Annotated in this window: 11 protein-coding genes; 4 read left to right on the forward strand and 7 right to left on the reverse strand. The window is 59.8% G+C overall.

The window, feature by feature from the left end:
• Positions 1-176 precede the first annotated feature (176 nt).
• Complete coding sequence (locus QDX22_RS11175; protein ID WP_110101354.1) at positions 177-2,108, forward strand: threonine/serine exporter family protein; 1,932 nt, start codon at positions 177-179, stop codon at positions 2,106-2,108.
• 23 nt (positions 2,109-2,131) lie between these two features.
• Here QDX22_RS11175 and QDX22_RS11180 read toward each other — a convergent pair whose 3' ends face one another.
• Positions 2,132-2,806 carry a uracil-DNA glycosylase gene (locus tag QDX22_RS11180; RefSeq protein ID WP_110101401.1) on the reverse strand — a complete coding sequence of 225 codons (675 nt, stop codon included), beginning with the start codon at positions 2,804-2,806 and terminating at the stop codon, positions 2,132-2,134.
• A 141-nt stretch (positions 2,807-2,947) separates the two neighbouring features.
• On the opposite strand from QDX22_RS11180, the gene QDX22_RS11185 reads away from it, so the two are divergent.
• From QDX22_RS11185 to groL, 3 genes are all read left to right on the forward strand, one after another.
• Entirely contained in the window at positions 2,948-3,208 is a 261-nt protein-coding gene (locus QDX22_RS11185; RefSeq protein ID WP_110099427.1) for a DUF3263 domain-containing protein, read from the forward strand.
• Positions 3,209-3,213: 5 nt separating this feature from the next.
• Positions 3,214-3,882 (forward strand): LytR C-terminal domain-containing protein, encoded by a 669-nt coding sequence (locus QDX22_RS11190; RefSeq protein WP_158524764.1) that lies wholly within the window; start codon positions 3,214-3,216, stop codon positions 3,880-3,882.
• A 239-nt stretch (positions 3,883-4,121) separates the two neighbouring features.
• Positions 4,122-5,756 carry a chaperonin GroEL gene (groL, locus tag QDX22_RS11195; protein WP_110099425.1) on the forward strand — a complete coding sequence of 545 codons (1,635 nt, stop codon included), beginning with the start codon at positions 4,122-4,124 and terminating at the stop codon, positions 5,754-5,756.
• 103 nt (positions 5,757-5,859) lie between these two features.
• On the opposite strand, the gene QDX22_RS11200 is transcribed toward groL, so the two are convergent.
• The 6 genes from QDX22_RS11200 to QDX22_RS11225 all read right to left on the reverse strand — a co-directional run bounded on the left by QDX22_RS11200 (position 5,860) and on the right by QDX22_RS11225 (position 14,204).
• Positions 5,860-6,903 carry a DUF4031 domain-containing protein gene (locus tag QDX22_RS11200; protein WP_110101356.1) on the reverse strand — a complete coding sequence of 348 codons (1,044 nt, stop codon included), beginning with the start codon at positions 6,901-6,903 and terminating at the stop codon, positions 5,860-5,862.
• An 84-nt stretch (positions 6,904-6,987) separates the two neighbouring features.
• Positions 6,988-7,278 (reverse strand): WXG100 family type VII secretion target, encoded by a 291-nt coding sequence (locus QDX22_RS11205; RefSeq protein WP_110099423.1) that lies wholly within the window; start codon positions 7,276-7,278, stop codon positions 6,988-6,990.
• A 167-nt stretch (positions 7,279-7,445) separates the two neighbouring features.
• Complete coding sequence (locus tag QDX22_RS11210) at positions 7,446-9,146, reverse strand: sensor histidine kinase (RefSeq protein WP_279717867.1); 1,701 nt, start codon at positions 9,144-9,146, stop codon at positions 7,446-7,448.
• A gap of 24 nt (positions 9,147-9,170) precedes the next feature.
• Positions 9,171-9,881, reverse strand: coding sequence for a response regulator transcription factor (locus QDX22_RS11215; protein ID WP_110099453.1), 711 nt, complete (start codon positions 9,879-9,881; stop codon positions 9,171-9,173).
• Positions 9,882-9,957: 76 nt separating this feature from the next.
• A complete protein-coding gene (locus QDX22_RS11220) occupies positions 9,958-11,628 on the reverse strand; it encodes a DNA repair helicase XPB (protein WP_110110794.1) in 1,671 nt (556 codons plus the stop codon).
• A 71-nt stretch (positions 11,629-11,699) separates the two neighbouring features.
• Complete coding sequence (locus QDX22_RS11225) at positions 11,700-14,204, reverse strand: helicase-associated domain-containing protein (RefSeq protein WP_122549286.1); 2,505 nt, start codon at positions 14,202-14,204, stop codon at positions 11,700-11,702.
• Between the last annotated feature and the right edge of the window lies 1 nt (position 14,205).

Here is a 14,205-nt window from a genome sequence, read left to right on the forward strand (position 1 = left end):
GCATCACTGTTCGTGTGCTTCGCCAATTCACGTCGCATAAAGCGCCTTACTGGAGAGTAGAACGTGATGAGTCACTCTCACGACAACTGTCACGGACCAGCTCAACACGGCCTAAAATTTAGGGTGGGTTAAGGCTGAGAATCTCGGCATCAGAATGAACTTTTTGAGGAGGCAGTATGTCTAAAAATGTGCGTACCGAACGCGACGAAGACGTCACAGAAACCACCTCAACGGATCATTCTGAGGCCCCGACAGAACAGCCCAGCACAGATTCGGACGTCATTCCCGTCATTCGCCCGGCTGTGGTGGCACCCAACCCGGATGCGTCAGCGCCACAGACCGCACCGGTGTACGAAGAACCGGAACCGGTGGCTGATCATGACCCGGTGCCTACCTCGGTGCTGTCGTCTACCACCACGGACCTTCCCTCGGTTACTCCCCGAGACTCGGAGGACCAGTCCGAGCGCGGTGGCTCCTCGCCCGAGAAGACTAGTGAGGACCAACGTCATGAGTTTGATGAATGGCGGCGTCCCGCGACCGACCCTCAGCCGATAGTTCCAGCTGGCTATGCCTCGGAGACCGAGACGGAAGCCGAGCCTTCCCGTCGTCGTTTTCCCGGGCTACCGACCTGGAAACCCAATCTCGGCGGGCGCACCCGCGGGGGCGTGTTTCGGAAAAGCGCCACTGATACTGCTCCCAGTAACGCCGCAGAGGATCGTCACTCCTTCGTTGACTCGATCCCTACCCAAGCGCTCCAGCTCAATAACCGTCTTTTCCAGTCGCCCTATCAAGCCCGACGAGTTGCCAACGCTGGACGCGACTATCGTCAAGTCGCTGAAAATGCTGATGTTGGCAATACGTTGCAATTTGCGTTGCGTTTGGGTGAGACCATGTTCCGTTTCGGAGCTGGTGCGCTGGAGGTCGAAACCTCCATTATTGTGGTCACCCAAGCATTCGGCGTCCCCGACGCGGAAATCGACATCACCAACCAAGCGATCTCTCTGAACTACGTTCCCGCCGGGGAAACCCCCTTCACCTATCAGCGCGTGGTGCGTTCCTGGTCCTCGAACTACGCGGGGCTGTCCTTCCTCCACCAGCTGGTCACCCGGATTGCCAACGGCGACGCCACCCGAGACGAGGCCGAAGCAAAACTGGCCGAGATCCGTCACCAGTCCAAGACCTTCCCGGGCTGGGTTGCACTGCTGGCCACTGGACTATTCGGCACGTCGTTCGTGATGTTCATCGGCGGTAGTCCAATGGCCGGCTTGATGACGTTTTTCTCGATGATCATGACCATGACGGCCGTGGATCTGATGGGACGGATCCGCATGCCTGAAGTCTTTGCCACCATGACCGGTGGCGCGGTGGCTACCGGGGTGGCGCTGGCTTTGTACGCCTTCGATGTTTTCCAAGACCCCTCGGCGGTCATCGCCGGGTCGCTGATGATGCTCCTACCTGCGCTTCGCATCGTCTCGGCTGTGCAGGACGGTATTAACGGCTTCCCGATGACGGCTGCCGGACGTATGGTTTCATCCCTGCTCAGTTATATCGGTCTGGTGGCGGGCATTGTGGTCGCTGTGGCGATCTCGGACCTGATCGGAGTGCCACAAATCGACCTGACCCGGGTTCCGGACTATGAATACCCGGTATGGCTGCTGGCCTTATTCATCCTGATGGCCGCTCTGTTTGCGGCCATGAGTGATCAGTCTTCGGTGCGACTGCTGTTGCCCACCGGCTTGGTCTCCGGCATCGGTTACTTGGCGTATGTGGCCGGAGAAAATCTCGGCCTGGGGCCCACGGTCACGCCCGCGTTCGCAGCAGTGGCTGTCGGTTTCCTAGCACGTATTGTCGCGCTCCGATTGGGCGCACCCCAGCTGGTGGTTGCCGTGCCGGCGATCATGTTCTTGCTACCCGGGCTGATGATCTTCCGCTCGATGTACCGGATCACCATCTCAGCTGAAACCGTCCCCTCGGGCTTGATTGGAATGTTTAACGCGATGGTGATCATTCTGGCTATGGCCTTCGGGTCGGTGCTCGGTGATACTCTGGCTCGGCCGCTGACCGGTCGACTCTCCGATAACGAGCGTCGCCGGATTGGTCGTCGTTAGTCGCAAAGACGACAGGGGTTCACCTACTGCGGAAGTTCCCAGTCAATCGGTTGGAGCCCGTGGGCGACCAAGAACTCATTGGTGCGGGAGAACGGTCTGGACCCAAAAAAGCCCCGTCGGGCCGAGAGGGGTGAGGGGTGCGGTGACTCAATGACCGCAGTGTTGGTGCCGCCGAGAATCAGGGGCTTGGTTTTGCGGGCATCAGCGCCCCACAGCAGAGCTACCAGCGGCGTTCCTCGAGCGACCAATGCTTCAATTGCCTGCTGAGTGATCTCCTCCCACCCCAGTCCGCGGTGTGACCCCGGCGATCCAGCGGTGACGGTCAGCACACGGTTGAGCATCAGCACGCCTTGATCGGCCCAATGAGTGAGATCGCCATGCTGCGACGGGGTGATGCCCAGGTCATCGTGTAATTCCTGAAAAATATTGGTCAGCGACCGTGCCAGGGGCCGGACGTTACGATGAAGAGAAAAACTCATCCCCATCGGATGCCCTGGAGTGGGATAGGGGTCCTGTCCCAGCACTAAGACCCGTACGCGATCAAAAGGCTGGCGAAACACCCGGAGAATGTTGTCGGGTTCCGGCAAGACTTCCACATTCCGTGCGTTCAGGTCACCCAGCCGGTCAGCAATGAGCTGAAACTGTGTCGCACACGGTGCCAACGCCTGGGCCCAGCCAGGATCCAATGGATGACGCATCGGCGGTAACTGTGAGGCGGTAGCGGCTGAGTCACGGGCCGAGCCGGAGGCGCTGGAGGGTCTGGAGGAGTCTGCCGAAGGTGCAACCATAGTGCGAGCCTAACCGGTGAGAACCAGCCTGCTCTACTAGACTGGGCCACGATGACGAAGTTGGAACCGCTGAACGACCGTGAAAAAAAGGTGCTGGACTTGGAGCGCCGTTCTTTCCGGTACTCCGGAGCGAAGGACCGGGCCATTCAAGATGACTTGGGCATGACGCCCACCGGCTACTACCAGTTGCTGACACGGCTCGTTGACGACGAACGCGCCATCGCCGCCGACCCGATGTTGATCAACCGCATTCGCCAACGTCGTCGCACCGCCGACCGCGCCGACCGCCACCCACAGAGCACCACTAGATGAACAAGATGTCCAAGACAGAGTATGAGCCAGACCGGTTCTCTCACGTTCCGGAATACACCACCGAGCACGGGGCCCACCGGGCAGATTTCCGTGGCCCCGAATCCAGCGCCCACCTGATCTGGATCATTCTGGCCGCAGGGTTGGCGTTGGCCATTGGTGCTTTCAGTTTCATTTTGCTCCCTCAACTACGGTCGCAAATTTTCGCTGATGCTCCTGTGGTGGCAGGCCCCTCGCCCGAGGAGGATCCGGACGCTGTCTTGGAATCACCCACAGACGCCTCGGATGCTAGCAACGATGTTGGCTCGCCGGATCCCGCTGATTCCGCCGTCCCGGACGACGCTGAGACGGCTGTCGACGAGGACGCAACCGGTGCTGAGCCCTCTGCCACGGAAGAGACTCAGGAATCCGCGGAGGTTGACTATCAAGCTCCCGTCTCGGTATATAACTCGACCACCATTAACGGTCTCGCTGCCCAAACCGAAGCTGAGTTGACCCAAGCTGGGTTCAATGTTGTGACCGTCGGAGATTGGAATGGGGGCCCGGTGACCTCCAACATCGTCTACTTTGATGATCCAGCACTGCAAGCCACCGCCGAAGAAGTTGCCTCTCAGGTGGGTGGCCAAGCCCAGCAGAATGACACGGTCAGCGGTCTGACCGTAGTGGTCGTTCAGTAGGGCTCGTCTTGCGATGAACAGCCCCGGAACTCTACTTGCACTCGCCCGGGGGGAGTGCTAATAATGGAGTTAGCACTCTTAGGTTGTGACTGCCAAAGTTGCCCTAAGAAGTAGACGCCCTTCACTCCAGTGAGGTCGGGAGTAAACCGCCACCCGGTGGTTGCTCCTCACCGTCCGTCGCGGGCACTTGAGTGTGGGACTTCACCGAGAGATTCGTCCAGAAAGGACTTGTGCATTTCATGGCTAAGACCATTGCATTCGATGAAGAAGCACGCCGTGGCCTCGAAAAGGGTTTGAACACGCTGGCTGACGCCGTCAAAGTGACGCTCGGCCCGCGTGGTCGTAACGTCGTCCTGGAGAAATCCTGGGGCGCTCCGACCATTACCAACGACGGTGTGTCTATCGCTAAAGAAATTGATCTCGATGACCCCTATGAGAAGATCGGGGCCGAACTGGTCAAAGAGGTCGCGAAGAAGACTGACGATGTTGCCGGTGACGGTACTACCACTGCGACCGTGCTGGCTCAGTCCCTGGTGAAAGAGGGACTGCGCAACGTCGCTGCCGGGGCTGATCCCATCGCGATTCGTCGCGGTATCGACAAGGCCGTACAGGCTGTGACTGAGAAGCTGGTTGCTCGCTCCCACGAGGTCGAGACCAAGGAGCAGATCGCAGCGACCGCCTCTATTTCTGCTGCTGACCCACAGATCGGCGAACTGATTGCGGAAGCCCTAGATAAGGTCGGCAAGGAAGGTGTGGTGACCGTTGAAGAGTCCAACACCTTTGGCCTGGACCTGGAATTGACCGAAGGCATGCGCTTCGATAAGGGCTTCCTTTCCGGTTACTTCGTCACTGATACTGACCGTCAGGAAGCGGTTCTGGAAGATCCCTACATTCTGATCGTCAACTCCAAGATTTCCAACGCTCGCGACATGGTCGGTCTGCTGGAAAAGGTCATGCAGTCCGGCAAGCCGTTGCTGATTATCGCTGAAGACGTTGAAGGCGAAGCCCTGGCTACCCTGGTGGTCAACAAGATTCGTGGCACCTTCAAATCTGTGGCGGTCAAGGCTCCGGGCTTCGGTGACCGTCGTAAGGCGATGCTCAACGACATCGCTGTCCTCACTGGCGGGCAGGTCATCTCTGAAGAAGTCGGCCTGACCCTGGAGAACGCCACCGTTGACATGCTGGGTACCGCTCGGAAGGTGACCATCACCAAGGACGAGACCACCATTGTTGAAGGTGCTGGCGAGGCCGATGCGATCTCCGGTCGTGTGGCGCAGATCCGGGCTGAGATTGAGAACTCTGACTCGGACTACGACCGCGAAAAGCTTCAGGAACGTTTGGCTAAGCTGGCCGGCGGTGTGGCCGTGATCAAGGCCGGTGCTGCTACCGAAGTTGAGCTCAAGGAACGCAAGCACCGTATTGAAGACGCTGTGCGCAACGCTAAGGCTGCTGTTGATGAGGGCATCGTTGCCGGTGGTGGCGTGGCACTCATTCAGGCTGCTGCTGAAGCGTTCGCCGAGCTGAAGCTGGAGGGCGATGAAGCCACCGGTGCTCGGATCGTTCAGATCGCTGTGGAGGCGCCAGTGAAGCACATCGCCGAAAACGCTGGCCATGAGCCCGGCGTCGTGGTGGCTAAAGTCAAGTCCCTGCCTGCTGGTGAGGGCCTGAACGCTGCCACCGGTGAATACGAGAACCTGCTGGAAGCTGGCGTGAACGACCCGGTGAAGGTTACCCGCTCGGCTCTGCAGAACGCTGCTTCGATTGCTGGTCTGTTCCTGACCACCGAGGCTGTTATCGCCGACCAGCCGGAGCCGGCACCTGCCGGTGGCGATGCCGGCATGGACGGCATGGGCGGTATGGGCGGCATGATGTAACCACCCCACCCTCCCCCCCCCGGGGGTGATGGACCTCTTGAGATCACAGCGGGGCGCGAACCGGATGGTTCGCGCCCCGCTGTGATCTGAGTCGAAGTCCGCTCTAACGAGCGGACTTTTTGGCTTGTTCTATCTTCTTGATCGCCTGCTTGCGGGCACGCTCAATACGCTTGACGTCGTCGAGCTGGCGGGCTGTTTTCGTCTCTGAGGCGGGATCCTTCTCGATGCCTTTCGGTCGTGGATAGATCTCGGCAATCAAATTCTTGCGGGCCTGACGCTCCCATCGCTTGATCGCGGTCGGGGTATTGAAAATCGGGTTTCTCGCCAGAATTCCGCGTAGCACTTTCTCCCGCCCGGTGGTGAAGTCGTCATCCGAAACCTTGGCGAAATCCCGACGAACCGCTTGTTGGTAGCGCTGATACGGGCCGGGGCTGCGACCTAAAACTTCCAGGTCGGCATCGCAAAGGATGCGACCAGCTGCGTCGTCGTTATGCGGGTCGTGGGTGAAAGTCAGGCGGACCAGACGGGAGACTTCAAGGATCTCGGGGCCGGGGACGCCGAGGGTCGGCAAGACACGTTCGGCCAGTCGGGCTGAATCCTCTTCATCTTGTCCGGGCGGAAGATGGGGGTCGGCCCGATAGACCGCGTCGTGGAACCAGGCCGCTAATTTTGCCGCGCGAGGAAACTCGCCCAGAGGTTCTCCGGCCCGCTCGAGAAGATCTATCCCTTTTAAAACCGACAGTAGGTGTGAGGGGTCATGGTAGTGCCGGTGCGGCTGCGACCACCGTTGATACAGATCGGTGAACACCGGGTCTCGATCCAGTTCGGATGTTTCTGGGAACAGTCGGTCGAAGCGACGGTGGAGGATTTTTTCGAGTTTGGAACTCCGCTCAGCGGCAGTGATGCGTAGCCCAGATTTCACCAAACGACGCACCAGCTCATGACCGGAGACTTCTTCGGCACCGGCTGCGACCAGATTGTCGTAGAGCTCGACCGGAACGTCGTAATGATCACCGTCAAAAGCCCTCGGATCGAGGTTATTCACCCGCGCAAACTCGTGTAGTTCCTCGAGAGACTCATCTGAGACCAGATGAGAAAACACGGTGCCGTAAGCCGGCCACCGCGCCGGGTCAATGAGAACGGTCATGGTCCCAGCTTACCCATTGTCAGCTGGATCCATGACCGCTACTCTCTGGTACTGGACTAAGATCAGAACATGAAGAACCGGGTGTTAACCACGGAACATTGAAGCATTTGAGGTTTCGGTATTCAGGTACTGGGTGGCTGCCTGTGACATCGCTTCACGAATGGAGGACAAGGATTCTTCCACTCGGGCTTGTACCGCGCGCCATTCGCTCAGTAGCGTCTGGAAGTTTTCTGAGGCCTGCCCTTTCCAGGTGCCCTCGAGCTGGCGCAGGTGGCTTTCCATGGTGTTGACTTCGGTTTGCAACCGTCCCACTGAGGTTTCTACCTGGCGGGATTTGGCCAATAGGTCGTCGGTGTCGATCTGAACAATAGCCATGTCGTCTCCTGGTCATTTCATAAGGATCGGGAATCTCCGGCGCCGGAGTGGGCCGGTGATTTCAGCCTAAGAAGTTCTCCCGAGGACACCGTGGCACCGCACGATTTTGTGGATAACAGATCTCACGTGGCGTTGTGACCTAAGAAGGTGTGGATGAGCCCGAACTGTCAGGCCCCGCGGGGGTCCTCAGACCGGTGATGCTGATCTGCACCTGCGTTCGTCTCGTCCATCTCGTCCTGATCCGTGGGCTCGTCGTCGGTAGCGTCATCGTCGTCACTATCATCCTCGACTGCCTCGTCACTGGGACGCCATGGCAAGCGAACCGACATCGTCGCGCCACCGCCTGGTGTCTCTTGCAGGCGAACGGACCCGCCGTGTTGGGAGACAATCCCGGCAACGATAGCCAGGCCCAGTCCGGTGCCCCCGGTTTGGCGATGTCGTGAGGAGTCAGCCCGATAGAAGCGTTCGAAGATCCGGGAGGCATCTTCTTCGGAAATGCCTGGGCCGTGGTCACGGATTTCGATGACGGAGTTGCGCTCTTCAGCGTTGCTCGCACCGGAACTTCCTGGCAGACCTGAGAGAACATCCACGGACCCCACAGCAATCTCCAAAGGAGTGCCGTCGGGCGTGTAACGTAGCGCGTTGGTAATCAGGTTTGAGATGACCTGCCGGAGCTTATTTTCGTCTCCAGTGGTCATTGCGGACTCGGGTTGATCGGTTTCGAGTCCCACCAGTTGGATAGTGCGATCCGGAGCTGAGGCTCGGGTGTCCAGCACGGCGTCACTGGCCAGAACCAGCAGATCGACCGGTTGCTGGTCACTGTCACGCAACTCGTCCAATCGAGCTAGGGTCAGAAGATCCTCCACCAGCTGGGTCATACGGGTGGCTTCGGATTCAATACGGCTCATGGCCGTTTTCACGTCATCGTCATTCGTGATCGCCCCGTGACGGTACAACTCAGAGAATCCTCGGATCGTCACCAGCGGGGTGCGCAACTCGTGCGAGGCGTCCTGGACGAAACGGCGCATTCGTGATTCGGAAGACTCTTTGGCATGGAAAGCGTTCTCAATGTGGGCCAGCATCGCGTTCAAGGACCGGGCCAATCGGCCAACCTCGGTATCCGGCGGGCCCGGAGGCACGCGTTGGGTTAAATCGCCAGCAGCAATCTTGGACGCGGTACGTTGCACTCTATTCAACGGCCGGAAAGACCGGGTGACGACCACGTAGGCAATGACGGTCGCCACCACGGTCGCGAGCAGTCCGATGCTGACCACCAAGGTGGTGACACGTTCCACCGACTCCTCAATCGGCGCCATGGGCAATGCCACCGCGACCGACCCGGACCCGGAATCCAATCGATAGACCTGGACACGCCAGGACTTACCTTCCTCATTGCGCCCGGGTACCGTAAATGGCGTGTTGCCTTGGGCGATGGCTTCCTCGGCGGTCATGGGCTCGATGGCTGGAGTATCGGAGCCTTCTGAGCGGATGGAGGCTACGACTTGGCCATCGTTGGTCCACGATTCCCCATAGAACCGCACAATAGATTGCTGAAAGTCGCCCAGATATTGGTCGGCTTGACCCAGCGAGGTCAAGTACACCGAGACATTGGAGCGGTTCGCGAAGAGATCTTCATCCATACTGCGAATCAGCTCGTGGCGGTACAGCGAGGCGGTCAGGACCGCGGTCACCATCACCGTAGCCAGCATCAGCAACGAGGTAATCACGGTCAGCTGGGTGCGCAAGGAAAAGCTACGCCAAGAGCGTGAGGCGTACTTCACTGGATTGCGCGTGCGCGGACCGTGATGCGGTCGCGGGGGCGGATACTGCGGAGGTTGCGGAATCGAAGCGGACGAGGTAGCGGACATAGCTGAGTGAGTGACAGCCCAGAATTAGCGTTTGCCGGCCGAGGTACGCAGAATGTAGCCCACACCGCGTTTGGTGTGGATCATTTTTTCTTCGTCGTCGGTGTCGATCTTGCGGCGCAGATAAGAAATATAAGACTCGACAATTGAGGCATCACCGTTGAAGTCGTACTCCCAGACATGGTCCAGAATCTGTGCCTTGGACAGCACGCGGTTGGGGTTTATCATCAAGTAGCGCAACAGCTTGAACTCTGTCGGTGACAGATCGATGGAGCGTCCAGCGCGTCGCACTTCGTGGGCGTCATCATCGAGTTCCAGATCGTCGACCCGCAGGATAGCCTCGTCATCTTCGGCCGGTGCGGTGCGACGCAATACGGCACGAATACGAGCGACCACCTCGTCGAGCGAGAACGGCTTGGTCACATAGTCATCGCCACCCACCGTAAGGCCGGTGATTTTGTCGCCGGTATCATCGCGGGCGGTGAGAAAGACGACCGGGAAGTGCATACCGTGAGAGCGCAACTTCCGGGTGACGGTAAAGCCATCCATATCGGGCAACATGACGTCGAGTACAGCCAGGTCAGGTTGTTCTTGTTCGGCAGCCTCCAGTGCTTCACGGCCGTTGGCGGCTGCGACAACCTCGAACCCTGCAAAACGCAGGGACGTTGACAGCAACTCACGAATATTCTGCTCATCGTCAACGACGAGCAACTTCGCCTCGGCAGGCTGAGCATTCATATTGGTCATGCTGTTAATTCTGGAATACTTAGCTGGAAGATGTCTGAGATGTTGCTGAGTAACTTCCCCGGCGCGGTCAGGGTAGGTGGTCTGGCAGATCGCCGGCATCCAGGATCCGATAGCTATAGCCTTGCTCACTCAAGAAGCGCTGCCGGGAGGCGGCATATTGTTGGTCGACGGTGTCGCGGCTGACGACCGTATAGAAGTACGCATTGCGTCCATCGGATTTGGGGCGCATGAGTCGACCTAAACGCTGTGCTTCTTCTTGGCGAGAGCCAAAGGCCCCCGAGACCTGGATGGCGACTGTTGCTTCGGGCAGGTCCAGGGAAAAGTTTGCAATTTTAGACACCACGAGCCGTTGCACTTGCCCGGCGCGGAAAGCATTAAAAAGCTTCTCCCGTTGAGCCACCGAGGTCGACCCGGTGATGACCTCAGCGTCGATGGCATCCCCGATGGCTTCGAGGTGATCCACGTACTGACCAATGACCAGTAGTTGCTCGTATCGGTGGAAGTCAACCAGCTCAGTAATGACCGGCATCTTGGACTCGGCGGTGGCAGCCCAACGATATTGATCGCCACGGTCACTGATGGCGTACCCCATCCGGTCCTCGGCTGAGAGAGTAACCCGAATTTCGGTGCAACTGGCCGGGGCGATCCAGCCTTGTGCCTCAAGGTCTTTCCACGGTGCGTCATAGCGTTTCGGGCCGATCAGCGAAAAAACCTCATCGGCGCGATTGTCTTCACGCACGAGAGTGGCGGTCAGTCCCAACCGGCGCCGAGCCTGCAGATCCGCGGTCATCCGGAAGATCGGGGCTGGCAAGAGGTGAACCTCGTCGTAGATGATCAGCCCCCAGTCGTGATCGTTGACCAGCTCAAGGTGCGGATAGATGCCACCACGGCGAGTGGTCAGCACCTGGTAGGTGGCGATGGTGACCGGGCGGATCTGTTTCTTCGATCCGGAATACTCACCCACATCAGTCTCGGTCAGGGTGGTGCGGGCCAGCAGTTCGGCTTTCCACTGTCGAGCCGAGACAGTATTGGTCACCAACACCAGGGCAATGGTACTGGAGGCAGCCAATGCGGCCGCCCCCACCAAGGTTTTTCCCGAGCCCGGAGGCATCACCACCACCCCGGAACCGGTCGCGAAGAAGTTGTCCACCGCCATCCGCTGGTAGTCGCGCAACTGCCAGGTTTCGTTCTCGGTGAGCTGGATCGGGAATGCGGTGCCCTCGACGTAACCGGCCTGGTCATCGGCCGGCCAGCCCAGCTGGACCAGGGCCTGTTTGAGCTCACCGCGGGCGGTGGAATGAACTACCACCGTGTAGCCATCTAACTGTGCACCCACCAGGTCCCGGGTGGTCTGAGCACGGAGCACTTCTTCCAGGACCGCGGCATCATCGCTACGCAACACGAGCCCGTGTTGGGGGTCAACGGTCAGAGCGAGTCGTCCATACCGCGACATCAGCTCGGCAATATCGATCAGCAGGTTCTGCGGTAGGGGATAGCGCGAATGGGTGAACAGCGTATCGATGACTTGCTCAGCGTCCACTCCCGCCGCCCGCGCATTCCACAAGCCCAGCGCGGTCATGCGATAGGTATGGACATGCTCGGGCGCGCGCTCGAGCTCGGCAAATTGGGCCAGGGCCCGCCGGGCGTCGTCGGCGGCAGGATGTTGGAGCTCGAGCAGAATACTGCGATCGGATTGGACGATGATCGCCCCGGTGGGTTCAGGCGCTGGTGAATTCATCTCACACTCCGTGCTTGCTGATCATAGTGCTGGATGGGGTACTGATTCCTCGGTGTCTGGGTCCTTTTCGGTCACATCGGATCGTCTGGGTCCACGTCGTTAGCCTCGGGTGGTTCGGCCGAAAGAATACGGAACAACGGGATTGGTGGCGTTGGATCCGACTGGCCCTGAGGTTCTGCCGTCTCCACGACCGCGCCGTGTCGGAGACGGGGACTGCGGAGGAAGTGTTGTTGTAAGTGACCAGACTGGTCGGTGTAGGTAACAAGCATCGGGATCCCACGTTCGGCGGCGAGACGAATCACCGACACGGACACGGCCTGCTCGGTATCGCGCGACAAGGGTGTCGTGGCGGAGGTCAGAGCAGAGTCGGTGTGGTCTGCGGTGTCTGCCTGGGTGAGGTACTCGGCGAGCTGATGCTGGTGCCGACGATCATCGGCGGTGCGGCACAGCCCGGCCTCGGCCAATTCGGCGTCGACGTACCGCGCCAGTTCGGCGTAGTCATCCAGCACCGTGTGCGTGGTCTGTCCCTCGGCGGTGCTGGAGCCGGATGATGCCTGCGGTGGTGGCACCGTCAGACCTAGCTCGGTGAGTGCGCGGTGGAGTTGGTGGGCGGTCAGGGAGCTGACCGCCACGGTGTCGGACAGGCGCTGGGCAGCCAGCCTGTCGGCGCGCGGGCTATTCAGTAAGACATCTAGTTCCTCGGGATAACGACACCGGATCCAGGACCCGGCGGATCCAAGGCGGATCCGCTGATAGTCGGTGGTGGTCTCGACGATCAACCGAGTCAGCGTTTCCGGGATAGGGTCCTCGGAAACCTGCTCGAGGAACTGCAAGAGCTCATGGTGGCTGGCCCCGGTGTCGAGTCCGGCACGTACGGTCTGTTCCTTGATGCGGTACACCGTGGCGTAGCCGGAGGATTCGACTTTCGCCCAGCGGGCCAAGATCACCGCCAGTTCAGGGCTGGGTGGGGCGGTGGTGATCAGCGTGTGGTCGGGGAGTATCCGAACGGTATCGGCGGTCTCGGGCAAGAGGTCTCGCAACGTAGCCAGGGCTTGTAGAAACCGGTCGTGGGCGATCAGTTGCCCGGGTTGGGTGAGCGCTCCGGCACAGAGCAGGCCCAGAGCCACCGCGTCGTCGATGACCTCGGCGATGGGCCGGGATAGGGGAGTGAAAGGATCCTCGCCGGCTAGCCAGCTCATTCGGGTGGCCAGGACCGGCAGAATGCGTCGGGGTGATCGCGTCGTCTGCGGGCTGGACAACTCAGCAGCGGCGCGGAAAAAGATCCGGCGCCACCGGCCTTGATCCTCCTGAGTAGCATCCGAAGACAACGCCCGGTCTGTGCGACGGGTCAGCGCTGGACCCGTGGACTGTAGCCAGCATCGAATCAGCCACACCCACCGTCGTTCGGGGGGCAGTCCCCTGAAACCGTGTCCCAACGGGGTGAGTGTCCACCGTGAGTGGTCGCGGTCTCGGGTGAGCAGGCATGCTGTTGCTGCCAGTTGCAGGAGAAAGTGTAGGCGGGACTCGCTGAGGCGGGCTTGGGCAGCGATCTCGGTCTGGAGAGCTCGGAAGCCCCGCACGGAGAGCCCCCCGGCTTTAACCTCGGGTAACCCTTCACGCACCATATCAGCGTCCAAAACGAGCTGAAGATGCTCCAGTAGCGTGCTGACCTCGGTCACGGTGGCGGTGGCCAGCTCGTCGGGGGAGATCTGTTGCAGCGGGGGTGTCACCGGGGTAGCACGAAACTCTCGATTGATCAGGGTGCCACCGGTCAGCGCCAAACCGTAGCGTGCTGGAAAGATGACCTGCTGTGTTCCGGCAGGAGTGCGGACCAGGCCGAGGTTTCGTAGGCGATGGATCAAGGCTGTCGCGGTGCGTTGTGACCGAACCGGGTGGATCCGGAGCCGGTAGAGCTCACTGATCAATTCTGCCTGATCCGCAGAGCCATCCGCTGGGTCGGACCCACTCTGCTCATCGATCTCGGACAAAGTCGTAGCGCGAACCGTCCGGGCTTGAGTTAATAAGGAGCGGGCGGTGGCGGGTAGCTCGTTCAGTTCAGGGGCCGAGACCTCGGTAGCAAGGCCCGCTGGGTGGGGCCCGATGGCTTGGCGCACTTCCGCCGGCAACATCCAGTGCTGCTGGGCAGAGTCGTACGAAGGGGATTGCGCGAAGATCAACAAGACCCAGGACAACTCGTCGAGGACCTGGTCCACGTCCGGACTGGCTGAGTCGGGTACTGCGAGTAAGTGTCGTATAGTTGCGGAGTCAACGGTGCCAGCAGATGAGGATAAGGCAGAGGCACCCGAGAGATCGGTAGCCACCGCCAGGGCTTCGAGAACATCGCGTTGGCTACGGTTGAGTCCTGCAAGGCAACGGGTTAGCGACGAAATGCTCAGGCACCGTCGAGCTAGCTCTTCCAAATTCTCAGGTGGTGGGAGACTCCCTGTCGTGGCGAGATCGGGGCGGGACGTGAAGAGCTCGACAAGCTGGTTTTTGTCGCACCGGTGTAACCAGCCCTTAATTCGGCGTACCGGGGTAGTGGTTAGCCTGCGTGAGAAGGTGTGCTCAGAAGGCATC

It is taken from the genome of Auritidibacter ignavus (assembly GCF_029853775.1).
Lineage (GTDB): Bacteria > Actinomycetota > Actinomycetes > Actinomycetales > Micrococcaceae > Auritidibacter > Auritidibacter ignavus.

Excerpts from the sequence above, each read along its gene's own strand:
- QDX22_RS11175 (WP_110101354.1), top strand. The coding sequence starts at position 177 with ATGTCTAAAAATGTGCGTACCGAACGCGACGAAGACGTCACAGAAACC.
- QDX22_RS11180 (WP_110101401.1), bottom strand. The coding sequence starts at position 2,806 with ATGCGTCATCCATTGGATCCTGGCTGGGCCCAGGCGTTGGCACCGTGT.
- QDX22_RS11185 (WP_110099427.1), top strand. The coding sequence starts at position 2,948 with ATGACGAAGTTGGAACCGCTGAACGACCGTGAAAAAAAGGTGCTGGAC.
- QDX22_RS11190 (WP_158524764.1), top strand. The coding sequence starts at position 3,214 with ATGTCCAAGACAGAGTATGAGCCAGACCGGTTCTCTCACGTTCCGGAA.
- groL (WP_110099425.1), top strand. The coding sequence starts at position 4,122 with ATGGCTAAGACCATTGCATTCGATGAAGAAGCACGCCGTGGCCTCGAA.
- QDX22_RS11200 (WP_110101356.1), bottom strand. The coding sequence starts at position 6,903 with ATGACCGTTCTCATTGACCCGGCGCGGTGGCCGGCTTACGGCACCGTG.
- QDX22_RS11205 (WP_110099423.1), bottom strand. The coding sequence starts at position 7,278 with ATGGCTATTGTTCAGATCGACACCGACGACCTATTGGCCAAATCCCGC.
- QDX22_RS11210 (WP_279717867.1), bottom strand. The coding sequence starts at position 9,146 with ATGTCCGCTACCTCGTCCGCTTCGATTCCGCAACCTCCGCAGTATCCG.
- QDX22_RS11215 (WP_110099453.1), bottom strand. The coding sequence starts at position 9,881 with ATGAATGCTCAGCCTGCCGAGGCGAAGTTGCTCGTCGTTGACGATGAG.
- QDX22_RS11220 (WP_110110794.1), bottom strand. The coding sequence starts at position 11,628 with ATGAATTCACCAGCGCCTGAACCCACCGGGGCGATCATCGTCCAATCC.
- QDX22_RS11225 (WP_122549286.1), bottom strand. The coding sequence starts at position 14,204 with ATGCCTTCTGAGCACACCTTCTCACGCAGGCTAACCACTACCCCGGTA.